This window comes from Acinetobacter sp. L-24 (genome assembly GCF_056857555.1).
The window spans coordinates 487,130-513,443 of the sequence record NZ_JBSXNI010000044.1 but is presented as its reverse complement, the minus strand read 5'-3'; the positions used below and the strand labels follow the sequence as shown (position 1 = coordinate 513,443).

20 protein-coding genes and 1 pseudogene are annotated in these 26,314 nt (G+C 43.7%); 9 read left to right on the top strand and 12 right to left on the bottom strand.

Annotated elements, in window-relative coordinates; all coding sequences use genetic code 11:
* Window positions 1–88: 88 nt before the first annotated feature.
* The 3 genes from AC13CK_RS14050 to AC13CK_RS14040 form a co-directional block, all read right to left on the bottom strand.
* A complete protein-coding gene (locus tag AC13CK_RS14050) occupies window positions 89–1,096 on the bottom strand; it encodes a putative solute-binding protein (protein ID WP_425880147.1) in 1,008 nt (335 codons plus the stop codon).
* Window positions 1,097–1,287: 191 nt separating this feature from the next.
* On the bottom strand, window positions 1,288–2,298 hold the full coding sequence (locus tag AC13CK_RS14045) for a putative solute-binding protein (RefSeq protein ID WP_005094844.1): 1,011 nt from the start codon (window positions 2,296–2,298) through the stop codon (window positions 1,288–1,290).
* Between the two features lie 255 nt (window positions 2,299–2,553).
* Complete coding sequence (locus AC13CK_RS14040) at window positions 2,554–3,558, bottom strand: putative solute-binding protein (RefSeq protein WP_425880143.1); 1,005 nt, start codon at window positions 3,556–3,558, stop codon at window positions 2,554–2,556.
* 216 nt (window positions 3,559–3,774) lie between these two features.
* Here AC13CK_RS14040 and AC13CK_RS14035 point away from each other — a divergent pair, with 216 nt between their 5' ends.
* Both AC13CK_RS14035 and AC13CK_RS14030 read left to right on the top strand, forming a co-directional pair.
* The gene (locus tag AC13CK_RS14035) at window positions 3,775–5,706 is read left to right on the top strand and encodes an ATP-binding cassette domain-containing protein (RefSeq protein ID WP_129717334.1); all 1,932 of its coding nucleotides are present in this window, start codon (window positions 3,775–3,777) and stop codon (window positions 5,704–5,706) included.
* A gap of 341 nt (window positions 5,707–6,047) precedes the next feature.
* Window positions 6,048–7,211 (top strand): zinc-dependent alcohol dehydrogenase, encoded by a 1,164-nt coding sequence (locus tag AC13CK_RS14030; RefSeq protein WP_001202407.1) that lies wholly within the window; start codon window positions 6,048–6,050, stop codon window positions 7,209–7,211.
* Window positions 7,212–8,393: 1,182 nt separating this feature from the next.
* On the opposite strand, the gene gyrB is transcribed toward AC13CK_RS14030, so the two are convergent.
* From gyrB to dnaA, 4 genes are all read right to left on the bottom strand, one after another.
* Window positions 8,394–10,865 (bottom strand): DNA topoisomerase (ATP-hydrolyzing) subunit B, encoded by a 2,472-nt coding sequence (gyrB, locus tag AC13CK_RS14025; RefSeq protein ID WP_148335201.1) that lies wholly within the window; start codon window positions 10,863–10,865, stop codon window positions 8,394–8,396.
* 56 nt (window positions 10,866–10,921) lie between these two features.
* Complete coding sequence (gene recF, locus AC13CK_RS14020) at window positions 10,922–12,001, bottom strand: DNA replication/repair protein RecF (RefSeq protein WP_114541696.1); 1,080 nt, start codon at window positions 11,999–12,001, stop codon at window positions 10,922–10,924.
* A 28-nt stretch (window positions 12,002–12,029) separates the two neighbouring features.
* Complete coding sequence (gene dnaN, locus AC13CK_RS14015) at window positions 12,030–13,178, bottom strand: DNA polymerase III subunit beta (RefSeq protein ID WP_005252973.1); 1,149 nt, start codon at window positions 13,176–13,178, stop codon at window positions 12,030–12,032.
* A 109-nt stretch (window positions 13,179–13,287) separates the two neighbouring features.
* On the bottom strand, window positions 13,288–14,664 hold the full coding sequence (gene dnaA, locus AC13CK_RS14010) for a chromosomal replication initiator protein DnaA (protein ID WP_005104955.1): 1,377 nt from the start codon (window positions 14,662–14,664) through the stop codon (window positions 13,288–13,290).
* A 660-nt stretch (window positions 14,665–15,324) separates the two neighbouring features.
* Here dnaA and rpmH point away from each other — a divergent pair.
* From rpmH to mnmE, 5 genes are all read left to right on the top strand, one after another.
* Window positions 15,325–15,459 (top strand): 50S ribosomal protein L34, encoded by a 135-nt coding sequence (rpmH, locus tag AC13CK_RS14005; RefSeq protein ID WP_000831329.1) that lies wholly within the window; start codon window positions 15,325–15,327, stop codon window positions 15,457–15,459.
* A gap of 29 nt (window positions 15,460–15,488) precedes the next feature.
* Window positions 15,489–15,881, top strand: coding sequence for a ribonuclease P protein component (rnpA, locus tag AC13CK_RS14000; RefSeq protein ID WP_425880141.1), 393 nt, complete (start codon window positions 15,489–15,491; stop codon window positions 15,879–15,881).
* A gap of 9 nt (window positions 15,882–15,890) precedes the next feature.
* Window positions 15,891–16,211 carry a membrane protein insertion efficiency factor YidD gene (yidD, locus tag AC13CK_RS13995; RefSeq protein ID WP_004281931.1) on the top strand — a complete coding sequence of 107 codons (321 nt, stop codon included), beginning with the start codon at window positions 15,891–15,893 and terminating at the stop codon, window positions 16,209–16,211.
* 5 nt (window positions 16,212–16,216) lie between these two features.
* On the top strand, window positions 16,217–17,980 hold the full coding sequence (gene yidC, locus AC13CK_RS13990) for a membrane protein insertase YidC (protein ID WP_005245552.1): 1,764 nt from the start codon (window positions 16,217–16,219) through the stop codon (window positions 17,978–17,980).
* A 92-nt stretch (window positions 17,981–18,072) separates the two neighbouring features.
* Window positions 18,073–19,431: a tRNA uridine-5-carboxymethylaminomethyl(34) synthesis GTPase MnmE gene (gene mnmE / locus AC13CK_RS13985; RefSeq protein ID WP_044111657.1), complete on the top strand. Its 1,359-nt coding sequence runs from the start codon at window positions 18,073–18,075 to the stop codon at window positions 19,429–19,431.
* Window positions 19,432–19,475: 44 nt separating this feature from the next.
* On the opposite strand, the gene AC13CK_RS13980 is transcribed toward mnmE, so the two are convergent.
* Window positions 19,476–20,654 carry an MFS transporter gene (locus AC13CK_RS13980; protein ID WP_482831272.1) on the bottom strand — a complete coding sequence of 393 codons (1,179 nt, stop codon included), beginning with the start codon at window positions 20,652–20,654 and terminating at the stop codon, window positions 19,476–19,478.
* Between the two features lie 346 nt (window positions 20,655–21,000).
* Between AC13CK_RS13980 and AC13CK_RS13975 the strand changes: the two genes are divergently transcribed.
* Window positions 21,001–21,702: a DsbC family protein gene (locus AC13CK_RS13975; RefSeq protein ID WP_425880139.1), complete on the top strand. Its 702-nt coding sequence runs from the start codon at window positions 21,001–21,003 to the stop codon at window positions 21,700–21,702.
* A gap of 94 nt (window positions 21,703–21,796) precedes the next feature.
* Here AC13CK_RS13975 and AC13CK_RS13970 read toward each other — a convergent pair whose 3' ends face one another.
* The 3 genes from AC13CK_RS13970 to guaD form a co-directional block, all read right to left on the bottom strand.
* On the bottom strand, window positions 21,797–22,054 hold the full coding sequence (locus tag AC13CK_RS13970; protein ID WP_004281926.1) for a GlsB/YeaQ/YmgE family stress response membrane protein: 258 nt from the start codon (window positions 22,052–22,054) through the stop codon (window positions 21,797–21,799).
* Between the two features lie 172 nt (window positions 22,055–22,226).
* A complete protein-coding gene (hpt, locus tag AC13CK_RS13965; RefSeq protein WP_004647133.1) occupies window positions 22,227–22,754 on the bottom strand; it encodes a hypoxanthine phosphoribosyltransferase in 528 nt (175 codons plus the stop codon).
* Window positions 22,755–22,978: 224 nt separating this feature from the next.
* On the bottom strand, window positions 22,979–24,307 hold the full coding sequence (gene guaD / locus AC13CK_RS13960; RefSeq protein ID WP_425880138.1) for a guanine deaminase: 1,329 nt from the start codon (window positions 24,305–24,307) through the stop codon (window positions 22,979–22,981).
* Between the two features lie 98 nt (window positions 24,308–24,405).
* Between guaD and AC13CK_RS13955 the strand changes: the two are divergent.
* Window positions 24,406–24,978 (top strand): annotated as a pseudogene (locus AC13CK_RS13955) (nucleotidyltransferase family protein).
* A 40-nt stretch (window positions 24,979–25,018) separates the two neighbouring features.
* On the opposite strand, the gene AC13CK_RS13950 reads toward AC13CK_RS13955, so the two are convergent.
* Window positions 25,019–25,984, bottom strand: coding sequence for a TerC family protein (locus AC13CK_RS13950; protein WP_004728997.1), 966 nt, complete (start codon window positions 25,982–25,984; stop codon window positions 25,019–25,021).
* Between the last annotated feature and the right edge of the window lie 330 nt (window positions 25,985–26,314).

Genomic DNA, 26,314 nt, shown 5'->3' with positions numbered 1-26,314 from the left:
AAAGAAAAGACCATGTTTAAGTATAGCACACTCAATATATGGTCAGTCTCTACAGATTAAAAGTCAAATCAGAGTAATTTTATCAGGATTATTTGTAGTTCTCATCCTGTAAGGCACATTCAAAGTTTTTCGGGTTCTGTTTGCAGCGGAATTGCCATAACAATTTCATCATACGTTTGTCATAAACACCGCGTTTGGTCAGGTCAATTCGGGAATCCCGCATCATTTTCTGGTAACCCGATTTGTCTGCAGCAGGAATATCCATCCAGTATTTTGCTGGAATGTCCGCTTTCATTTTCCCCAAAATACCAAAGGCACGCGGTAACTGACTTCTCACCCATTCACGTGATTTTTGTCCGTAACCTGCCGGAAATTTATCTGGACGGATAATGATATTGCCTGTGACCTGCAACACCGGATAATTCACAATCGCGCCTTTATTACCCAAACCTTTATGTAATTCCAGCGGTTTAAATACTGCTGCTGGTGCACCAATAATATCCACCTGGCCATTGTTAAACTTGGCACCAAAATTGGTGACATCGGCACTCACCGCCTGTGCGCCGACCTGCTGTACCATGATTTTTTGTGCTTCATCATAATCAAGTACGGCAATTTTTTTACCAGCGGCTTTAGCAACGGTATTAATACTGCGGTCGTTCACCAGCAGGAAAGCATCACCCACAGGAATGACACCGACTACCTCATATTTACCTTGCAGCATATGTTTGGCGAAGGTGGGACTGGCCAAGCCCTGCATGACTTTAACTGCCAGATTCAGATCTGGAATCGCGCCAATAGCATCGAGTGAACCGGTAAAATTATTGAACTGACGGCCACGCATCCCGGTCACACTAATGCCGTCACATTTTCCAGCTTTAAAATCTTCTGCAACCACCGCTTCATTGGTATTCACCCGCAGTTCGACATCTGCACCCCAATTTTTGGCCGCCAACTGATAGTCTTTCATCACACTATAGACATCACCGTTTTTACCGACCAGATCAAATACGCAAATCACCTGTTTGGCTTGTGCCAAACCTGAAACAGCCAGTGTTGCCGTAGCCAATGCCAGTGCTTTCCATCCTTTATGCATCATCATTTCCTTATCGCTTGTTTTTGTTATTGCAGTTTTAGTCACATGTGATTGTTTTTTATATAAAACATGCGAATTTAATATTTAGCTCAAGCTTAAGCTATTTTATTCGCTGCACAATGGCAGATCTGACCTGGTTCAGCCATAAAAAAAGCCTAGATCAATCTAAGCTTTTTTCTTTAAAAATCAGATTATTCGCCAGCAATTGAACATTCAAAGTTGGCCTTATCGACAGAACAGCGCGCACGTTTTAAGACCGACATCATGCTGGCATCATAGATTCCGCGTTTGGTCATGTCCATCCGGCCATCACGTAACATTTTCTGATACTTGGTTTTATCTTCAGCGCTCAGATTCATTTTATATTTCGACGGAATACCCGCTTCCAGACGGCTGATCATCCCCATGCTCTTTGGCAGGTTTTTGATAAACCAGTCACGCGATTTCTGTCCAAAACCTGCGGGGAATTTTTCCGGACGAATCACAAAATCAGAGGTGACATGCAGTACCGGGAAATTAAACATTGCGCCGTTATTACCCAGACCTTTATAGATTTCTAATGGCTTGTAGGCATAAGCAGGTGCACCGACCATATCCACCTGACCATTGTTAAATTTGGCGACAAAGTTAGAAACATCGGAGATCACTGCCTGCGCACCGACGCGCTGTACCATGATTTTCTGGGCATCGTCATAGCCAAGTACGGCGAATTTCTTCCCTGCGGCTTTTTCAATCGAATTGATATTCTTGTCACGAACAAAAATAAATGCTGAACCCAACGGTGAAATACCGGCAATTTCGTATTTTTTGCCGCCCATATTACTGACCATTTTCGCTGCATTACGTTTGTCCAGAGCAAAACTGATCGCACGCTGGGCAATGGCATTACTTGGTGCACCGCCCAGTGCATCAATAGAACCGGCAAATTTATTGTATTGACGGGCACGCATGGCTGTCATAAACACACCATCACATTTACCGGCCTTGAAGTCATTGTCGGCAACCGCTTCATCCTGACGGGCAATCAGATTGATTTCTGCGCCCCAGCCTTTTGCAGCCAGTGCCCATTCTTGCGCCATCTGGAAAGACTCACCGGATTTACCCAGTAAGTCAAACACACAGATATCGACTTTTTCTGCATGCGCCGCACTTGCAAAACCAAATGCAGAGAATGCAGCCAATGATAAGAGTGTTTTTTTCATTGTAGTTATCCTTTGAAATCTTGTTATTCGCTGAGTGTCCGTACACGGGACAAATATTAAGCAAGTTTAATTAAAAAAAATAGAGCATTTACTCCATTTAAAACCGGCATTTTGGCCTATAAAGATAAATCAGCAATAGTTGCCTAAGTTATTTTTTAAATATATATTTAAATATCAATATCTTAATATTTAAAACTGCTTTCTTATAATTACATTTACCCAGATATAGTTACAAAGATATACATGATTTCAGATTTATTCGCCACCAATCGAACATTCAAAATTGGTTCTTTCTACCGTACAACGCGCGCGTTTCAATACGTTCATCATGCCCTGATCATAAATCCCCTGTTTGGTTAAATCGATCCGCCCATCACGCAGAATCTTTTGGTAGGCCACACGATCTTCACGGCTTAGATTCAGAATATATTTGCTTGGAATCTCAGCTTCCATGCGCTTGACCATGGCAAAGCTGCGCGGTAACTGTTTCACAAACCAGTTTCGGGATTGTGCGGCAAAGCTTGCCGGAAACTTTTCCTGACGAATAATCAGATCAGCAGTGACATTAATCACCGGAAAATTAATCATTGCGCCTTGACGGCCTAGTCCTTTCTGTAATTCCAGCGGTTTAAATGCATAAGCCGGTGCAGCGACAATATCCACTTCGCCCTGATTAAACTTGCGAATAAAATTGGAAATTTCCGACATGACCGGTACGGCTTCAATCCGGTCGACCATGATTTTTTGCGCATAGTCATAATGCAGCACAGCAAATTTCTTGCCTTTGACCTGTTCCAGTTTATTTAGAGTACGATCACGAACAAAAATATAGGCTGGCCCAATCTGGCCGATGCCTGCTACTTCGAATTTTTCTTTGCCAATCTGGGTGATTAGGCGTTTGCTATTGCGTTTATCCAGCACATAGCTGATGGCTTTCATGGCAATGTCATTATTCGGCACGCCGCCAATTGCATCAATCGATCCGGCAAATTTATTATAGGCGCGGGCACGCATCGAAGTCATATAGAAAGCATCACATTTTCCTGCTTTGACATCCTGATCGACTTTGGCTTCATCCTGATAGGCGTTTAGCTGAATTTCGGCACCCCAGCCTTTTGCTGCCAGCGCCCATTCCTCCAGCAGCTTATAAGATTCACCAGATTTTCCCAGCAAATCAAAAACACAGACATTCACTCTGGCTTGAGTTGAAGTCGACACCAAAAGACCCAGTGCCGACAAAATTAAACATCCCTTTTTCATTTTTATTTGACTCTATGGTATTTTTTACTCGATCAGCCTGAACTATAAACCACTGTTCATGCATAAAATAGAGCTTTTACTCAACTTATGCGTCTATCCCAAATCAATTGACAGAGATGAAAACTGATTCATTTCAGCAAAATCGGTAAGATTTTTCATTTTCACAGGGCTTTCCTTTAGAATAGGCGCATCTTATTTCTTAGCTTTGATTTCTCAATGATTCAGTTAGACCAGTTATCTATACGTCGCGGTGGACGTGTTTTATTTCAAAAAGCGTCGATGCAGTTACACCCAGGATGGAAAATTGGCCTAACCGGTGTCAATGGTGCTGGAAAATCAACCCTGTTTTCAGCCTTGCTGGGCGGCATGGAATCGGACACCGGTTCGCTGACCCGACCTGCGGTATGGACCGTGGCGCATATGGCTCAGGAAATCAAAGCACTGAATATGAAAGCCATTGATTTCGTATTGTCGGGCGATGAAGAATACTGGGATATTCAGCAAAAACTCGATCAGCCGGATCAACTGGATGATGCAGAACTGGCACATTTATATGGCCGTTTTGATGAAATTTCAGGTTATTCGGCTCCTGCCAAAGCCTCGCAGCTGATGGCGGGTCTGGGCTTCTTTGAACATCAATCACAGCTGGATGTTTCAAGTTTTTCCGGTGGCTGGCGTATGCGTCTGAATCTGGCGCGTACCTTGATGAGCCGTTCAGATTTACTACTCCTCGATGAACCGACCAACCATCTGGACCTGGATGCGATTCTCTGGCTAGAAGACTGGCTCAAGGCTTATGAAGGTACGCTGGTGCTGATTTCGCATGACCGGGATTTCCTCGATGCGATTACCGATCACATTTTACATATCGAAAATCAGGAACTGATTTTATATACCGGCAACTACTCGACTTTCGAGCGTACCCGTAGTGAACGTCTGGCACAGCAGCAACAGGCGTATGAAAAGCAGCTGGAAACCCGCGCGCATCTGCAAAAATATATTGACCGTTTTAAAGCACAAGCGACCAAAGCCAAACAGGCACAGAGCCGGATCAAACAGCTGGAACGTATGCAGGAACTATCTGCTGCCCATGTCGATACACCATTTACTTTCAGTTTCCGCGAACCGACCAAAATGAGTTCGCCGTTATTGCAACTGGAACATGCCGATATTGGTTATGGCGACAAGCTGATTGTTACCAATGTAAATTTACAGATCACGCCCAACAGCCGGATCGGGTTACTCGGGATGAATGGTGCAGGTAAATCCACGCTGATTAAATCGCTGGTCGGTGACCTGAAACTGATTCAGGGCCTGCGTAAAGATTCAGAGCTACTGAATATTGGTTATTTTGCCCAGCATCAGATGGATGCACTGGATGGTAATGCCAGTCCGATGTTACAGCTGGCACGTATTGCCGATAAAAAAATCAGTGAAGCCAGCCTGCGTTCTTTCTTGGGTAGTTTCGGTTTTAGTGGCGAACGTATGGATACGCCGAGTGAAAGTTTTTCGGGTGGTGAACGTGCACGTTTGGCCCTAGCGCTGATTGTTTGGCAGCGTCCGAATGTACTGATTCTGGATGAGCCGACCAACCATTTAGACCTGGATATGCGTCATGCACTGACTATGGCTTTACAAGATTTTCAGGGCGCGGTAGTTCTAGTTTCGCATGAACGTCAGCTCATCGCCAGCGTCTGTGATGAACTGCTACTGGTACATAATGGTCAATGCCGTGAGTTTGATGGTGATCTTACTGCCTATGCTGACTGGTTACGCCAAGCCCGTATTGAGATGATTAAAAATGGGCAAAAGCCAGCAGAACCGGTGAAATCCCAAGTCGAAGTCAAACCGACTATTTCCAAACTGGACAAGGAAGCACAACGTAAGGAAGCTGCTCGCCAGCGGGAACTAAGTCGTCCGATTCGCAAGAATATTGAAAAATGCGAAACACAGATGGCCAAACTACAGCCGCGCCTGATTGAAATTGAAAACCTGCTGGGTGACAGTGCTTTATACGAAGCATCACGTAAAAATGATTTGCTGAAACTGATGAATGAGCAAACCGAGCTAAAAGCCAAACTGGAAACAGCCGAAGAGCAAATGCTAGAACTGATGATGGAACTGGAAAGTCTGGAACAGACGTTCTAAAGCTCTTTTAGTAAGATTTAAGATAAGAGATGAATGACCAACGTTGTTCATCTCTTTTTTATTCACTATTTTTAATGTTTTCTCTTCCATTTTCCCCCCTGTATTTTTTCATCTACGTCTAGATGTTTCTTTAATTCTGTTCTTTTCTATTCATTCGACACATAAGGTCATGAATTACACAAACCCTATATAAGTTTATTTTTTAAACAGTTGGATGCCTTATTTCATACATTAATTTACAGCGCGCTGTTTCATCCTAAGGCTCTAATACAAATGTTTTTTAATTTTTGGCAGCCTTGCTACGAGTCTGTTTAATGTTGAACTAGAGAGAGGAAATCCGCATGCGTGCTCTTACCTATCATGGTGCTCGGGATGTACGAGTTGAATCCGTTCCAGATCCAGTGATTCAGGAACCAGATGACGTTATTTTAAGGGTGACAGCCACCGCCATCTGTGGCTCAGATCTGCATTTATACCGGGGGAAAATTCCGGCCACTGAAGACGGTGATATTTTCGGCCATGAATTTATGGGAATTGTAGAAGAAGTCGGCCCAGAAGTAACCGAAGTCAAAAAAGGTGACCGGGTGATTATTCCCTTTGTGATTGCATGCGGTCACTGTTTTTTCTGTGAACATGAACTCATGGCTGCCTGTGAAAATACCAATACCGGTCGTGGTGCAATTCTCAACAAAAAACAGATCCCACCAGGGGCAGCTTTATTTGGCTTTAGCCATCTGTATGGTGGTATACCGGGTGGTCAGGCTGAATATGTACGGATCCCCAAAGGCAATGTCGGACCATTTAAGGTGCCGGGTTCCCTGCCTGATGAAAAAGTATTATTCCTGACCGATATTCTGCCAACTGCGTGGCAAGCAGTGAATAATGCCCAAGTCGGTCGAGGTTCCAGTGTGGCGATTTATGGTGCTGGCCCGGTCGGTCTGCTGGCTGCTGCCTGCGCGCGGATGCTCGGTGCCGAGCAGATCTTTATGGTCGATCACCACCCTTACCGTTTGCGTTTCGCGCATCAAACCTATGGGGTAATTCCCGTCAATTTTGATGAAGTCGATGCCGCTGAATTTATCATTCAAAATACTACGGGTTATCGTGGAGTCGATGCCGTCATTGATGCGGTCGGTTTTGAAGCCAAAGGTAGCATGCTGGAAACCGTAATGACCAACCTGAAATTAGAAGGTTCGAGTGGTTCAGCGCTAAGACAATGTATTGCAGCGGTCCGTCGCGGCGGTGTGGTGAGTGTACCTGGAGTTTATGCCGGTCCAATTCATGGCTTCCTGTTTGGTGATGCCTTTGACAAAGGTTTGACCTTTAAAATGGGACAAACCCATGTGCATAATTACTTGCCGCAGTTGCTAGAACATATTGAAAATGGAGATCTGTCTCCAGATCTGATTATTACCCATCGCATGAAACTGGAAGATGCTGCGGAAGGTTACCGTATTTTTGATAAAAAGGAAGAAGACTGTCGTAAAGTCATTCTAACACCATAAATATGATTAAAAAAAAGCGCCGTCAGGCGCTTTTTTATTTTTCATCGTCATTTTATCAATCCTCTTTTTCTTGTTCCTAATCAATATCATTTCAGCGATTCCCTCCCTCTTTTCTATCGAGTAATAAAAGAAATGCCCGATTTTCAATAATGAAATCAAGAAATAACTCAAAAATGAGAAATAAAAAAGTTAAGCAAAAATCGATAAAAGTATGATTTTAAATAAAAATGAAAGTTCACTTGATTATTAAATCAATTATGTAGTTTAGCTACATCTTGAGTTTTTAGTTAACAATATGTTCCACGGTAATGATTAGAGAAACTACACTATATTTACAAGTATTTAATTTATAATAATTTTTTATTTTAAAGCCAATCCAAGGAATAGTCTGGTCATACTAGCAATATATCGCCAAATCTAGCTTTAAATTTAAAATGCTATTTTAAATTTAAAAACACTTATCCACAAGATAATCGATTTCAAATTTGAATTTAAAATAAAGAATTAATACGTGGATTAAAGCTTGCGGAAAAATACTATCTTATTCACATAAAAATTATGGATAACTTTAGAGTTATCCACATCTCTGATCAGGCTTTCTAGATGCTTGAAGCAATATTATTCACGTATTATTTAGCGTATTAGACCAAGTTTCTTATAAGCTATTGAAAATTTAAAATTTAGTTTTAGCAGCTTTTTATTTATTTTTGAGATATTGGATCTTCTGAATAGGCGATTTATTATTTTTTAGTCGAATCCACCTAAAGTATTCGATCTGTTTTTATTACACGCATCTTTAAATACCACTTTGACTGATCCAGTTTTCACCTAGTGTCGTGAACTGCATGCAAACTTCTCATCGTATAAAGAACGTCTTTCTACCTCACTTTCCTATTCAAAAATTATTTTAGAAGTTCTGATGCAGATCATTTTTATAACGATAGATTCACTCCAGATTTCAGGTATTCTCCCGAGTTGGTAATCTCTATACATAAACCCTTTCTTAGAGTCGATTTGGCTTACTCAACTTGGCTTTTTAAAACCTAAATGAACCCGTTCCATATCTAAAAATCGGTCCAAAATTACTTTATTTTGCCTAGCTCACAGGATATGAGTAAAAAAATTGGTCTAAAAAAAGCGCCTCGAAAGGCGCTTTTTTATATCTGATTTTATCCTGAAGGGTTATGCATCAATATCTGCATTCAAGGCATTTTCTTCAATGAAAGCACGACGTGGTTCTACGTCATCGCCCATCAAGCAAGAGAACATACGATCCGCTTCAATCGCATCGGTAACTGTCACTTGCAGCATGTTACGGTTGTCTGGATCCATGGTGGTTTCCCATAACTGTTCCGCATTCATCTCGCCCAGACCTTTATAGCGCTGGATCATCATGCCACGACGTGAGTCCTGCAAGATATGTTGCCAAACCTGATGGAAATTGCTGACCTGAATCTTGCGATCGCCTTTTTGCAAATATGCACCATCTTCAAGCAGACTAAACCAGCTCTTTGAATTCTTTAATAAACGTGCATATTCACTTGAACCTAACAGTACTGAGTCTAACAGGTAGCTATGTGGCAAGTTATGTACATAGATCGTGATACGTGGCAACCAGCTTGCAGTTTTTTGACCATCTGCCAGTTCTTTTTCAAAACGCTCCAGGGTTAATTCTGGACGTAATGTTGGCTGAATGGCTTCAATCGCTGCACGCAGATTCTCACCCCATGTTTCCACATAGGTTTTGTCTTCCAGCTGATCCAGCTTAAAACCTTCCAGTGAAAGTAGTGCATCAAGCAGACTCGCAGGATAACGCTGGGTCAAACGTGCCAAGCTCTTCTGGGAAGTCTGATAATCAGCAATCACATTCGCCAGTGCTTCACCACGAATCGCAGGCGCTTCTGCACTGATATGCAGTTCCAGCTCATCAATCGCATTCGAAATTAGGTAAGTTTCCAGTGCATCATTGTCCTTGATGTACTGTTCCTGCTTGCCTTTTTTCAGCTTGTACAGTGGTGGCTGGGCAATATAGATATGACCACGTTCCACAAGTTCTGGCATTTGACGGAAGAAGAAGGTCAACAGCAGCGTACGGATGTGTGAACCATCGACGTCAGCATCGGTCATGATGATGATTTTATGATAACGCAGTTTGTCCGGATTATATTCCTCACGACCAATACCACAGCCGAGTGCGGTAATCAGCGTACCAACTTCAGCAGAGGAAATCATGCGGTCAAAACGGGCACGTTCCACGTTCAGGATCTTACCTTTCAGCGGTAAAATCGCCTGCATTTTACGGTTACGACCTTGCTTGGCTGAACCACCTGCAGAATCACCCTCGACCAGGTACAGTTCAGACAAAGCTGGATCTTTTTCCTGACAATCGGCCAGTTTACCTGGAAGACCGGCAATATCCAGCGCACTCTTACGACGTGTCATTTCGCGTGCTTTACGCGCTGCATCACGCGCACGTGCTGCATCAATGATCTTGCCAGCAATCGCTTTGGCTGCTTGTGGATTTTCCAATAAATATTCAGAAAATGCCTTGTTCATGGCCTGTTCAACAGCCGTTTTCACTTCACTCGACACCAGTTTTTCTTTGGTCTGTGAAGAGAATTTTGGATCAGGTACTTTGACTGACACGATGGCAGTCAGGCCTTCACGCGCATCATCACCCGATACCGCAACTTTTTCCTTTTTCAGGATATTTTCGCTGTCCATGTAGTTGTTTAAACCACGGGTCAACGCAGCACGGAAACCGGCCAAATGCGTACCACCATCCTTTTGCGGGATGTTGTTGGTAAAGCAACGTACATTTTCCTGATAAGAATCATTCCACTGCAATGCGACTTCTACCGTAATACCGTTATCGGCCTGTGCAGCAGTGAAATGGAAAATATCATTCAGGTGAGTTTTGCCTTCGTTAATATATTTAACGAACTCAGACAGACCACCTTCATAATCAAAGACATGCTCGGCATTAATGCGTTCGTCACGCAGCACAATACGCACACCTGCGTTCAGGAACGACAGTTCACGCAAACGACGCGCCAAAATATCAACATTAAAAATGGTCTGACTAAAAGTCTCGGCACTTGGCCAGAAACGGACACGAGTACCGGTTCTATCGGTATCGCCCACTACTTTTAATGGATATTGAGAATCGCCATGACGGTATTCTTGTTCATGAATTTTACCGGCACGGTGAATGGTCAATTCGAGTTTTTCAGACAGTGCGTTGACTACGGAAACACCGACACCATGCAGACCGCCAGACACTTTATAACTGTTGTCGTCGAACTTACCACCGGCATGCAGAATGGTTAAAATCACCTCTGCTGCAGACACACCTTCTTCAGGGTGAATGTCGGTCGGAATACCACGACCATTATCAGAAACTGAAACCGATTCATCTTCATGGATCGTCACTATAATTTCATCACAGTGGCCTGCCAAGGCTTCATCAATCGAGTTGTCGACTACTTCAAACACCATGTGGTGCAGGCCTGTACCATCGTCTGTATCACCAATGTACATGCCCGGACGCTTACGGACTGCGTCTAAACCACGTAATACCTTGATGCTAGAGGAATCATAAGCCTTTTCAATGGTTTGTTCTGTTTGAGAAGCAGCTTGATCTTCTGAACTCATGGTTTCTCCCTAGTGAAAAATAGGTCTATCCAAAGATGGGTAAAACTCAAAAAATATTATTGCACAACTTGAACTGTACCGTTTTCAACACTGAATAACTGATATGAGATAGACAAATCATGTAAGTGCTTTTGTACTGATTCATGGTCTAAGGTGGTAATAAAAACTTGACTACCAAGTTGGCTCAATCGCTCAATTAAACGTTGTTGTGCGGTTAAATCTAATTCTGCTGTCACATCATCTAATAATACCACAGTTTCCTTATTACAAGAATGTAGCATTGCGATTTGCGACAGTTTTAGTGCGATCATCAGCAGCTTTTTCTGCCCGCGCGACAGGATCACATCAGCATCCCCCATCGGGGTCTTTAAACGCAAATCTGCGCGATGTGGGCCATATTCGGTATAGCGTCGCTCACAGTCTTTTTCATGCTGGTTGGTCAGATCATTTAGCAGGCCGGTTTCACTATGAAAGCCCGGACTGTATTCCAGACTGACTTGCAATTCAGGTAATAACTGTTTCAGATCATCTTCAAAAAATGGCTTCCATTGTTCCACAATCCCGACACGTTGCGAGTGCAGGATTTCACCATATTCACTCAGCATCTGGTTCCACGGTTCCAGATCAGACAGACTCAGAAAGCGTTTGCTTTTGAGCAGACTATTTCGCTGTTTCAGCGCACGAGAATAATATTGCCAGGCATGATAAAACTCTGGTTCCACGTGGAACATTAACCAGTCGAGCAATTGACGTCGTGGTTTGGCACCATGATCGATGATATCGGTACTTTGTGGATCAATCAGTTGCAAGGGTAACAGTTTGGCCAGTTGTCCCTGAGTTGCCACTAGATCGCCATTGACCTTGATCAACTGTTCCCCGCTGGCCATTTTTTGCATGCCTATTTTTTCAGTCGCAGATTGTGCAAACACAATCGCATCCTGTGCGCCATGCTGGATATAATTTTTGGGAATATGGGTACGGAAAGAACGACCAGCAGCAAGTAAATGAATCGCCTCTAAAATCGAGGTTTTACCTGAACCATTTTGGCCATAAAAAACATTAAACGGCTGCAATCCGTGGAGAGCAACCGTCTTTAAATTCCGCACACGCTCAATATGTAAACGCGTAATATGCATGTCTTATATAAATATCAAGAGCCGCGGCTTAAACACGCATCGGCATGACGACATAGGTTTGATCCGTATGCGCCGGGTCTTGTACCAAGACAGACTGATTCGCTTCAGTCATGGTCATTGACACATCATCGCCATCAAGCACACCGAGTACTTCAATCAGATACTGCGCATTAAATGACATTTCTAGCGGTGAATCAGCATATTGAATCGCCAGATCTTCAATCGCTTCATCCTGCTCCGGGTTATTGGCGCGAAGTTGCAAAGAATCGGCATTAAAGTTTAGAAACACACCACGCAGCTTTTCATTACTTAAAATCGCCACACGTTGCAAAGACTGCTTGAACACGTCATGTGCGATCATCACCACTTTGTCGCCACCACGTGGAATCACACGGCGATAATCCGGGAACTTACCATCAATCAGCTTGGTGGTGAAACGCACGGTAATATCCGCCTGTTCCTTGTCACGGCTTGGCATATTGATGGTCACATTGAGCAGTTCACGACCGATCAATAGAGATAATTGCTCATCTTCAACGCTGAGCAGGCGCTGTAATTCTGCAACGGCCTTACGTGGCACAATCGCCTGAATCGGCTGTGTTGCAGTAGATTGTGCCGCTGTTTCACATAGTGCCAGACGGTGGCCATCGGTAGTGACTGCACGTAGCTGATTGGTATCGATTTCCAGCAAAGTACCGGTTAGGTAAAAACGTACATCCTGAACCGCCATGGCAAAAGCAGTTTTTTCAAATAGACGTTTTAGCTCACGCTGTGTCACCGTCACTTGCGTGCCTTGGGTGTTTTCAGTGTTCAGTAATGGATAATCATCAGCAGGCAATGTCCCCAATACAAAACGGCTGTTGCCCGATTTAAGGATACAGCGCTGATCTTCAGTAATATGTAAATCCACCAATGCCGCTGAAGGAAGTGACTTACAGATATCAATCAGCTTACGTGCAGGAACTGTGGTCTCACCTTCCTGCAAACATGCACCTTCAGCCAGTGCTGTACTCGCCACCAGTTCGACTTCCAGGTCGGAACCGGTCACGGTCAATGCTTGCGCAGTCACCTGAATTTTCAGGTTAGACAGGATATTCAAGGTATGGCGACGTTCAACCGCTCCTACGACATGTGAGAGAACATTCAGTAAGCTTTCTTTCGCGATTTTTAAACGCACGGTGCATTCCTCTAAAGCTGAAGATTAATATAGAAAAAGTGATTTTTTTGACGGTTTACTATGCGGCAAAAGCAGCCGCATAGCAAGAATAGAATTTGAGCGATTTAGGTCAACTTTGCAACAGACGTTGCAGGTTTTTATAGTCTTCGTTAAAGATCGGATCTTCTTCACGCAGGCTCTGTACTTTCTCGCAGGCGTGCATCACGGTACTGTGATCACGACCGCCAAAAGCCATGCCAATTTCCGGAAAACTGTCGCCGGTGAGTTCACGGGCCAGCCCCATCGCCAGCTGACGTGGGCGGGCATAAATCCGGGTGCGTTTTGGACCAACCAGTTCTTTCAGTGGAATACGGAAATACTCACTCACCACACGCTGAATGTTTTCGGTACTAATGGTACGGGCACGAATCGCCAGCACATCTTTTAAAGATTCACGCACTACATCCAGATCAATTGGTGTGCCTTTAAAACGTGAAATCGCTACCACTTTGTTCAGCGCACCTTCAAGCTCACGTACGTTAGCCACCACCTGCTGGGCAATAAACAGCGCACAGTTACGTGGTAAATCGACTTGGTTGCTTTCGGCTTTTTTCAGCAGAATTTCAATTCGGGTTTCAATATCGGGTGGTTCAACTCCGACCGACAAGCCCCAAGAAAAACGTGAAACCAGACGTGGATCCAGTTCGGTTAGTTCTTTAGGATAACGATCCGAAGTCAGAATAATCTGTTTGGACTCATCCAGCAGTGCATTAAAGGTGTAGAAAAACTCGACCAAGCTGGCTTCTTTACCGGCCAACAAGTGAATATCATCAACCAGTAATAAATCCAGAGAACGGCAATTTTTCTTAAACTCTTCGACTTTGCCCTGCTGTAACGAGCTGACAAAGTCCTGTACAAAACTTTCTGCGGTCATGTACATGACACGTGCATTTGGCTTGGCCTGCAACAATGCATTACCGACCGCCTGCATCAAGTGAGTTTTACCCAGACCGGTCGGACCATATAAAAATAAGGGGTTGTGCTGTGAAGCACCCAGCTGGGTCAGTACCTTGCGACAGGTTTCTGCCGCCATCTGGTTAGATCGGCCTTCCACAAACAGCGAGAAGGTAAACAATGGATTCAACTGACGTCTACGGCTATTTTTGCCGCTGTCTTCTTTTTCTTTCTTCGGTTTCGGCACCGGCATCGGTATCGAAGTCAATGCCGCAGTCGTAGTCGCCGGTTGTTCACTGGCAGATAAAATTGCCCCTGGACGTGAATCCACTAAAATTTCGACCTTGCGTACCCGTCCTTCAGACAATTGCTCTGCCAGAATCGTGATCAGTTCCAGATGATGTTCTTGAATGTAACGCGTCCAGTAAGGATTAGGTGCATACAAACGCAAGCTGTCTTCCAGCTCTTCTGCAACCAATGGGCGAATCCACATTGTAAAGACATTTCCAGAGAGCTCTTGTCGCAGGCGATTTAAGCAGTCCGTCCAAAGCATGTGAATCCCCTATTCATTCCATTGTTCATTCAAAAAAGATGACCGCGACCAAAAGCGGGTCGCCATTCTAACCAAGTTATCCACATCTGTCATGGCAATCTCTACAAAAACTGTGCAAAAAGAAATCACCCTGCATAAATTTAAATTTAAAACCCAGTGTGGATAAGTTTATCCGCAAGCTGTGGATAAAATATACCATAAAGTTATCCACAAAGTATAAAATTAATAGAAACAGTTTTATCCACAACATAAGTTTATGTTTAATTAAATAAAAAGTGGCTTATCCATAGAAAAAGTGCTCCCTAATAGTAATAAATTTAAATTTATAAATTTGAATTTATTTATAAGACCACTGTTTTTTGTGGATAACTCAAAAAACTTCAAATTTAAATTCAAAACTACAGGTTAAATTTAAACTCTGGATAACATGTGGATAACTTTGTTGATAGAGTTGTTTATAACTTATATATATTTATATAACAATAACTTAATTTGTGATTAACTTGAATTGAACTATTTTTTATTAAGTTCTCCGAAAAAACAGGGGCTTTATCTTTTTTGATCTTATTTGAAAAGAAAACTGCTTTTGCATTGACAGCTCAAGCAATGAGCACTAAAATCGCGGACCTTCATAGAAAGATCATTTTTTGGAGTTTCAATATGAAACGTACATTCCAACCGTCTGAATTAAAGCGTAAGCGTGTTCATGGTTTCCGTGCTCGTATGGCTACTAAAGCTGGTCGTCAAGTATTAGCTCGCCGTCGTGCAAAAGGTCGTCATAGCTTAACTGTTTAATCAGTTACGCTAAGACGATTTTGGGTGTTATGACAAAACTTTATAGTTTTGGCACAGAGTTGCGATTACGCTGTGCTGCCGATTATAAAGGTGTCTTTGATGGTGCGCTTTTTAAAGTGCATCAACCCCATTTCTTATTTCTTGCAAAACATTCCGAACTGCCAAGTAGCCGTTTGGGTTTAGTTGTTGCCAAGAAGAAAGTGCGACGTGCACACGAAAGAAATCGAGTAAAACGACTTGCTCGCGAAAGTTTTCGCCTGCATCAACAGCAATTAGATGACTTAGACATTGTAATCATGCCGAAAATGGGTGTTGAAGCAGTGCCTAATGCAGAATTGCACCAGCAATTACAATTTGCCTGGCAGAAACTGAACCGTCTTGCCAAAAAGCATTCAAAAATAGCCCCCTCCCCACAAAAGTAGAGTTGGCCAATGGTACGTTTACTGCATTGGTTGATCCGTTTCTATCAGATTGCGATTAGTCCTCTTCTTGGACCGCGCTGTCGTTATATTCCAACTTGTTCTCAATATTCCTTGGAAGCAGTCCAGATGCATGGCGCTGGGCGTGGAGTGTGGCTGGCTACTAAACGTATTTGCCGTTGTCATCCGTGGGGGGGCTCGGGATATGATCCTGTTCCCTCAAAAGCGATTCGTTTTATTTCATTTCAGCAAATAGATTCTCAAACGCTTCACGTTGCTGTACCCTTTCGTGATCGTTTATTGAACCAAAATCACTCTCACCACTTGGGGTAATACATATGCAACAATGGGCCAGGATTGCAATTCTCGGAGCCATGTTTGTTGTCGCATATTTGCTCATTTTGGCGTGGCAAAAAGATTATGGAAATGCTGAAACAAAACCGCAGCAGGAAACTGCTGTTGTTTCGCATGACGTATCTGCAGATTTGCCAAATGGTCAGACGGCTACAGTTGCCTCTGATCTGCCACAAGCAAATGTGCCAGCACAGCAAGCCACGGATGCCACAGCACCTGTAAGTCAGCAGCTTATTTCAGTACAAACTGACCTTTATCACCTTTGGATCAATCCTAAGGGTGGTGATATTGTTCGTATTGAATTACTCAATCATGACAAGAACAAAGACAGCGATGAACCGTTCGTGATGCTGGAAAGCGATGCGAAACGTACTTATGTCGCCCAGTCTGGCCTGATCGGTCTGAATGGACCGGACAGCAGCCGTAACGGCCGTCCAATGTATGAGCTAGAAAAAACTGCTTATACCCTGGCAGATGCGAAAACAGTCAAATCCAAAGATGGTGAAAACCTGAAAGTATTGTCTGTACCGCTAGTGTTTAAAACCGCTGACGGGATCGAGATTATCAAGACCTTCAATTTCACTGAAGGTGAATATCCGGTCGTGGTAAATCACAAAGTGGTTAACCGCAGTGGCCAGACCTGGCAAGGTCAGATGTTCGGTCAGATCAAACGCGATAACTCGGAAGATCCAGGCAAATCTGATCAGGGGATCTTCACACTGGGAACATTCCTGGGCGGTGCATGGGGTACCCCGGACGAGCAGTACAACAAGCTTAAATTCGACAACTTTGTTGAAGAAAAAGTCAGTACTGAAGCGACAGGTGGTTGGGTGGCAATGGTACAGCACTACTTTGTCAGTGCATGGGTTCCAGGTCAGCTAAAGTTGACTCAAGGCAATGGCGAAGCTTATAGCGCCAAGCTTGAATCACGTAAATCAACCGATAACATGAACATCATCGGTTTTACCTCCCCGACGTTCAATGTGCCAGCAGGTACAGTAGCTGAAATTGATGCGACTTTCTATTCAGGTCCAAAAATCCAGTCAGAACTGAAAGATTTGGCTGCGGGTTTAAACCAGACCGTTGATTATGGTTGGTTATGGCCAATTGCGAAATTACTGTTTGTTGGTCTTGAATTCTTCCATGGTCTGGTGGGTAACTGGGGCTGGGCAATTATTCTGTTGACCATCTTGGTGAAAGTGATCCTGTGGCCATTGTCGTCGAAGAGCTATCGCTCGATGGCGAAAATGCGTGTGATTGCGCCAGAAATGCAACGCATGAAAGAAGAGTTCGGTGAAGACCGCATGCGCTTCTCTCAAGAAATGATGGCATTGTACAAACGTGAACAGGTCAATCCGCTTGCCGGCTGTTTACCGCTGTTATTACAAATGCCGATTTTCCTGGCCTTGTACTGGGTGTTGATGGAATCTGTGGAACTGCGTCATGCGCCATGGATGCTGTGGATTCAGGATTTGTCTTCAATGGATCCTTGGTTCATTCTGCCGTTGTTGATGGGCTTGACGATGTATATCCAACAGTCGTTAAATCCACAACCAACTGATCCAATGCAGGCGAAAGTCTTCAAGTTTATGCCGATCATTTTTACCGTATTCTTGTTGTTCTTCCCGGCAGGCTTGGTTCTGTACTGGATCGTCAACAACTTGATCACGATTCTGCAACAAACTTTGATTAACAAGTCTGTTGCCAAAGATCGCGCGAAACGTGATGAGGCCACTCCAGTCAACTAAGTTGTACGGATAGGCTGAATAAATCCGCTTAAGATGGTAATCTTAGGCGGATTTTTTTTGGCTGTACTTTTGAGTCTTTGCAGGTGAATTTTATGCTCAACCGAACCACAACTATTGCTGCGATTGCAACTCCACCAGGACGTGGCGGCGTTGGGGTGATTCGCCTGTCAGGTCCGAAATCCTATGAAATTGCCCAGCAACTGACGCAAAAAGAGCTGCCCAAAGCCCGTTTTGCCGGTTTCCGCCAGTTCTACGATGCAGCAGGTGAAGTCATGGATGAAGGACTGGCGATTTGCTTCCCGAATCCAAACTCGTTTACCGGTGAAGATGTAGTGGAGCTACAAGGTCATGGCGGTCCGGTGATTCAGAATGCCCTGCTTGGCCGTTTGCTGGAACTGGGCGCCACTGCAGCCAAAGCGGGTGAATTCTCGATGCGTGCCTTTGAAAATGGCAAGCTGGATCTGGTGCAGGCTGAAGCAATTGCCGACCTGATTGATGCAACTTCGCAAGCGGCTGCACGTTCTGCGGTGCGTTCACTGCAAGGAGCTTTCTCGACCAAAGTCAATGCAGTCCTTGAGCAGCTGATTCATCTGCGTCTGCATGTGGAAGCCGCGATTGATTTTCCGGAAGAAGAAATTGATTTTCTCGCAGATGGCAAGATTTTAAATCTGCTAGATGGCGTATCCAGTGCCGTCACTCAAGTACAGCAATCCGCACGTCAAGGTCAGTTGTTACGTGAAGGTTTACAAGTCGTAATTGCGGGTAAACCGAATGCCGGTAAATCTTCGTTGCTGAATGCATTGGCTGGAATTGAACGCGCAATTGTGACTAATATTGCCGGCACCACCCGTGATGTCTTGCATGAAAAGATTACTTTAAATGGTCTGCCGATTACCCTGACTGATACTGCGGGCCTGCGTGAAACTGGCGATATCGTGGAAAAAGAAGGAATCCGCCGCGCGATTAAAGAAATCGAACAGGCCGATTTATTGCTTTTGGTCTATGACTTAAGTCAGGGCGAAGATCCGCTGCAACTTGCTCAGGAATATTTTGCTGAACATATAGAACCGAAACGTTTAATGCTGATTGGCAATAAATGCGACCTGACCGGTGCTGAAGCCGTGATTGGCGATTTAAATGGTTTCCGGCATATTGCAGTCTCTGCCAAGCAAGAAACTGGCGTTCAAGCGCTCATAGAGGCGATTACAGCGCATGCAGGCTTCCAGCCTGAGGAAGACACCTTTATCGCACGTACCCGTCATTTAGATGCAATGAAGCGCACTCAGCTCTATCTGGCTGAGGCGCGTGAACAACTGGTGGTGTATAACGCCGGTGAACTGGTAGCGGAGTCCTTACGTCTGGCGCAAAATGCATTGGGTGAGATCACTGGTGATTTCAGTGCAGATGACCTGCTGGGCAAGATCTTCGGTTCATTCTGTATTGGAAAGTAATTATTTAATAAAACATCAAAAAAGCCCTCAACTGAGGGCTTTTTTTAGGCTGGTTGATGAGATTTTTGATACGCCCACCACAGCGCAAAACACAATAGACTGATCGCGATACAAAAGCTGATCACAGCGAAATCCAGCCCCCAGTGATCGGCCAGATAACCCACAGCAATGATAGGGACAATAGTGCCCAGATAGGCAATAAACAGATAGGTCGACATGACGGCTGCACGGTTGTCTAAGCTGGTCATTTGATGAATCAGTGCAAAAGCACCCATCAGGGCAAACCCATGGCCAATTCCAAAGCAAATATCACTGATAAAAAATAGCAGGCTGATTTTCGAATACATGCATAGTGCTAAAATGATCAGGCTCAAGCACATCATCATCAGGCCGATATTCAGACATTTAGACGCTGCGACCGCTTTGGCCATAAACTGCACGATCACTGAAACCACTAAGATACTGGTAATGGCCAGTCCGCTGACCAGAGGGCCATGCCAAGGTAAAATATTTCGGACAAAGGATGGCGACAGGGAAGCAAACAGGCTAAAGGCGGCAAAGGCACTAAAAGCTGTCACTGCAATAATCATAAACACACGATGAAACTGGGCTTCAGGTCGTTGCAGTTTAGGCGCCATGCTAAAGGGCTGCACCTCAAACTTGGGTGCTTTAATCCAGAACAGGCCAATCAGACACAATACGGCACCCAAAATAATCGGCAAATATGGCATCACCAAAGGCGCAGCGGAAAACTGCGCAATCACGCCACCGACCAAAGGTCCCAAACCAAAACCCATTGCAGTAATGATTGAAATCAGTTGCGGTGCAGTGTGCTTATGGCTTTCCGGGATGGTATGCATTAAACCCATCATGGCAGAAGTGGTCATCAAGCCCGAGGCAATCCCAATAATAAAACGGCCAATCGAGAGGATCAGTGCATTCTGGGCAAAAACGGAAATGATCAGACCCAGCGTGATCAGGGCCAGACCAATTTGCAGGGTCCGTAAAAATCCGATGCTGTTACTGGTTCTGCCCAAAAACAACAAGGTCGAGAGACAGCCAAACATATAGGCGACAAAAATGTAGGTGATCTGGCTGGGAAGCAAATGCCAGAGCTGTTGATAAATCGGATAAAGCGGACTGGCCAAAGCAGTACCAATCGTTCCCATCATTAAAGCCAGGCTGACCATCAAGAACGGTCGCCAGCTGGTCGTTATTGTCATGAAAATGCCGTTATAGTGTTGATCCTTGGCCAATCCATGTCAGGGCGTAGCGAGGAAAATAAAAAGTGTCTGCAGTTTAGAATGGATGCAGAAAATCGGTCAAGGTTGAATGAGTAAGATATTTATCATTTAAAATATTTTAATTATATAAAACAATTGCTTATTGTGAATATTTATGTGATTTCTAGATATCTTGAAGTTCAATCTAACGCTATACATGGTGTTCCACGTGAAACATTATGAGCTTATTTAACTGAGTGTAAACAGTAACATAAATGTTTGAGAAATTTAAAAGCAGAGCGATTAGAATCGAAGCATATTCTTATCCAATTCATGTAGAACATTCATGTTAAAAAAAACACTGATCATTAGTTTAAGTACATTTATTTCAAGCTTCGCATTTGCCAATATTGATACGGTACAAGCTAACTTGGCAAAAAACAGTCCCAATTTAAAAATTGAAAATATTCAAACCACGGAGATGAAAGGCATCTATAGCGGTTCCATGCAGGGCCAAGTGGTTTATCTAAATGAAGATGCCAAACATCTGATTGCCGGCCCGATGCTGCGGATTCAGGATCAACATAATCTGACCCGCGATTTAATGCTAAAACAAAATAGTATCGACTGGAAAAAATTACCGCTTCAGGATGCAGTGAAAAGTGTAAGAGGTACGGGTAAACGTCAGATTGCCATCTTTTCTGACCCAAATTGCCCGTATTGTAAAAAGCTTGAGCTAGAGCTGAAAAAATTGAATGACTTGACCATTTATACCTTTATTCTTCCTTTAAAACCCCAGTCGGTTGCTCCTTCAAAACAGGTGTATTGCGAGTCTAATCCAGCTCAGGCATGGGAAAATCTGATTGCTCAAGGGATTCAACCTAAATCGAAAAAAAGTTGCGCCAATCCGATTGAACGGAATAAAAAACTGGCTCAGTCTATGGGCGTGAATGGTACTCCTGCGATTATTTTTTCCAATGGTTTTAAGGTGATAGGCGCCTATCCAGCAGAGCAGATTGAACAGATTTTTAAAGAATTCAATTTATAAAAATTAAATAAAGATATCAGTCGCTCAATATAAAAAAAGCACCTCATGGGGTGCTTTTTTTTATTAAGGTGATCCAGTCAGGCATCAGCTTGATTTAGACCGTGCGGCGTTTGGTCACCATATTATAAATAAACAGAATAATCACAGCACCAATCACGGAAGCAATCAGACCTGCTGCGGAATCTGCCGAGTACAGACCGAGCATACGACCACCAAAAGTCGCCAACAAGGAGCCGGCAATACCCAGCAAGGTGGTCATGATAAAGCCTGCCTTGTCATTACCCGGATGAATGGCACGTGCAATTAGACCTGCTACAAAACCAATGACGATCGCCACAATAATTGTCCACATATGCATACTCCTTCTTATCATGTCTTTGTTTTCACATCTGTTTAATCATCTTGAAACAAAGTCAGGATCATAAAAAGTTGAATCCTGAAACGAGATGTTATTTTTTGTTCCCGGTTTTTTCTGTATTTTAGGTATAAAAAAAGTGGCTTATGCCACTTTTTTCAACCTGATTTTAAAGACCGATTTCACCAATAAATGGCAGGTGACGGTACTTCTGGTCATAGTCCAAGCCATAACCCACAATAAATTTATCTTCAACTTCAAAGCCCATAAATTCGACCTTCAAATCGATTTCACGACGCGATGGTTTACTTACCAAAGTACACAGTTGAATCGAGTTAGGTTCACGGGTTTGCAGGATTTCGAGTACCTTGCTTAAGGTGTTGCCTGAGTCAATAATATCTTCAACCACCAGCACATCTTTACCACGGATTTCACCGTCTAAATCTTTCAGGATTTTTACATCACGTGACGATACCGTGCCACCGCCATAACTGGACACAGTCATGAAATCCAATTCATGCGGTTTTGAAATCACACGACATAAATCAGCCATAAAAATCACTGAACCACGTAATAAACCGATGAGCACAAGTTCTTTGTCACTATTGGCATAGTGTGCATTGATTTGAGCACCAAGCTCTTTGACTTTAGCTTGAATTTCTTCAGCGGAAATCATTACGCTCATTTGAACGGTCATGGGTAGATACCTAAAAAGTAAAAATAGCAAAATAAAAAAGGTGTTGACCTGCAACACCTGAATACGTCGCAATTTTAATACATCCCTAGCAGAGATGCACCTGTTTTGCTGGCTGTAAATGTAATCATTTTTTAGCCGCTGCTGAATCGCGTTTCAATAAAAAAACACAGCCCAGTGCCATTGCAGACAGGATCAAGTATTGGCGACGGCGGGATTTTTTTGTTTTATTCACTGGATGCTGCTTTGACATAAACGGCTGCTCCATAGACATAGGTGGCTGCAATATTACGGTCATCACCAAGCATGGTCAGTGCAAAAAATGCATCTTCAATATTTTTAGCTTTGCTCTGGCGTAACTGCTGTAAGGCAGTGGCATTGAGATCCAGAACCACAAAGTCGGCTTCTTTGCCAATATTAAAGTTCCCCAGGCGATCATCTAGACTCAAGGCTTTGGCACCGCCTAAAGTGGCATGATACAAGGCCTCAAAGGCAGAGAGTTTTTCGCCCTGCAACTGCTGCACCTTATAGGCTTCATTCAGGGTTTGCAGCTGATTAAATGATGTCCCTGCCCCAATGTCTGTACCTAAGCCGACTTTGACCCCTTTGTCCCAGGTCTTTTTCAGGGGAAATAAGCCACTGCCCAGGAACAGGTTTGAGGTCGGACAGAAGGCAATGGCGGAGTCGGTCTGATGCATACAATCCCATTCCTTATCTTCCAGATGCACACAATGTGCGAAGACGGACTTGCTCCCGGTTAAACCATAATGATGATACACATCCAGATAACCTTCACGTTCAGGAAAGAGTTCTTTTACCCAGGCAATTTCATTTTTATTTTCACTCAAATGGGTATGTACATACACGTCCGGATATTCACTTTTGAGCTGGCCGGCTTTTTGTAATTGTTCAGGTGTTGAGGTCGGTGCAAAGCGTGGGGTAATCGCATACAGATTCCGCCCCTGTCCATGCCACTTTTCAATCAGCGTTTTAGAGTCAATATAAGCCGTTTCTGCTGTATCCGTCAGCGCTTCCGGTGCATGACGGTCCATCAGGACTTTACCCGCAATCAGACGCATATTGCGTGTGGTTGCGGCATTAAATAAAGCATCTACGGATTCAGGATGAACGGTACAAAAGACCAGTGCAGTGGTGGTGCCGTTTTTAAGCAATTCCTGCACGAAAAATTCGGCAATTCTTTCGCTGTAGAATGCATCTTGGAACTGGATTTCAGTGGGGAATGTATAGGTATTTAACCATTCCAGCAGTTGTTCACCATAAGCCCCGACCATTTCCGTTTGCGGGAAATGAATATGGGTGTCGATAAATCCGGGAACAATCAGTTGATCTGGATAGTGTTGTAATTCAAGGTCGGTAGGAAGTCGTGACTGCCCTTCTTGCCAAGGACCAAACCACTGGATTTTACCTTCGTGAATGATGACTAAACCATCTTCTACATATCGCACTTGGTCGTGTATATCACGTGCTTGGGCAACTGTATTCTGAATATCGAGGAAGCGACCACGGATCGCTGTCGTTGCAATTACAGAAGACATTTTAAACCTACGCTTTTAATTTTTTCGATTGATTGTAGCTGAAAAAATTGCCATGTTTGTATGAACATTCATATTTAAATAGCGATCCAGATTCTTCTATGACCCCATCCAATTATTATGATCAATTTCAACAGATCGTACGTGCGCAGCCGACCTTAATGCGCATCTTGCATCAGTTAGCACAATTACACTCTGACGCTTATGTCGCAGCGGGTGTGTTACGTCATGTGATCTGGGCGCATTTACATGGCTGGGAATATGAAATAAATCATACTGAGGTCGATGTGATTTTCTATGATGAAAATGAGCAGGCTCGCGCTATAGAACAGCAACTTGCAGATCAGTTAAAAGACTATTTTCCAGATATCTGTTGGGATGTGACCAATCAAGCCTTTGTACATGAGTGGTATCGTACCGATCAAAATGAAAGTATTGAGCCTTTAACTTTAATTAGTCATGCGCTGTCATTATGGCCAGAAACTGTCACGGCCTTGGCACTGCGCCTGAAAGATGATGAGTTGGAGTTGATTGCTCCTTTCGGTTTAGCAGATTTATTTGAGTTAAAGCTGCGTTGAAATCCGAATTTAGTCAGTTATGCCGTGTTCGAACAACGCATGCTGAGCAAACAGTTTTTACAAAAATGGCCCAAATTATCCCTGATAGAACAATAAAAAAAAGCCTGCTGATGCAGGCTTTTTTGATGATTACTTTTTACAGGGTGGTTTCGTTATATTTCTTGCTATGACGAATCGACAAGATCGCGGTCACAGTCAGGACAATCACAATAAAGCTCAAAGAAATCCAGATCGGCATATGGAACACATCCAGCATCAGCATCTTAAAGCCGATAAAGACCAGAATGATCCCGAGGCCATAAGGCAGATAATGCATTTTTGAGGCTGCGCCCGAGAGCAGGAAGAACATTGCGCGCAGGCCTAAAATCGCCATCAGGTTTGCAGTGAGGACAATAAAGGGATCGGTGGTGACGGCAAAAATAGCCGGAATAGAATCGACGGCAAAGATGACATCAGAGGCTTCAACCAGGATCAGGACCAGGAACAACGGCGTTGCCCAGAGCAAACCATTTTGACGGACAAAGAATTTGTCGCCCTGAAGTTGCGGGGTAATACGCATATGTTTACGCAGCCATTTTAGAATCGCCATATCTTCAATATTGCTGTCTTCTTCATGCTGACCACGCAGGAATTTGAAGCCGGTATACACCAGGAACGCACCGAAGATATATAGAATCCAGGAGAATTCCTGCACGAACCACGCGCCAATAAAAATAAAGATAGTTCTGAGCACAATCGCACCCAGTACGCCATATAACAGCAGCTTGCGTTGCAGTGCGGGTGGAATGGCGAAGGCCGCGAAGATCATCAGCCAGACAAAGACGTTATCAATCGCCAGGGATTTTTCCAGCAGATAACCGGCAAAGTATTCCATGACCTTAGCATTGGCAATTGCCGTGCCTGCGGTCTGCTCCAGATACAGCCATAAGCCGCCACCAAATAAAGTCGCGACACTGACCCAGGCAATACTCCAGTAGGCAGCAGTACGGACTTTAACTTCCTGACCATGCTGATGCTTAAAGCCGACAAAATCGATTATCAGCATGACTGCGACAATCGCGAAAAAGACGAGATACAGCCAGAGTGTACCAATGGTTTCCATGTGAATTCTCCACATCGGACAACTAGCCATAAAAAAACCTTGACCAGTTGCCAGATGAAAAACATCTATAACAACATGATCAAGGTCTTGCCTACATCTTACTGTTCCACTTTTTTATATAAAGTGTGACTTCAAGATGCTCAGATACCGACTTTTTGCAAAGTGTAATGACGATATTCTGACACGTTTAAAAATTGAAATTTCATTCTTAAACGCTTGGAGGAGGCTACTCCCCTTGTTCAAACTAAATTTTATTTGAGCGGTAGCTCAATGTGCAGCAAGCATGACAGATTTTTGCTAAGACTACAATTTCATTTACAAAAATCATGC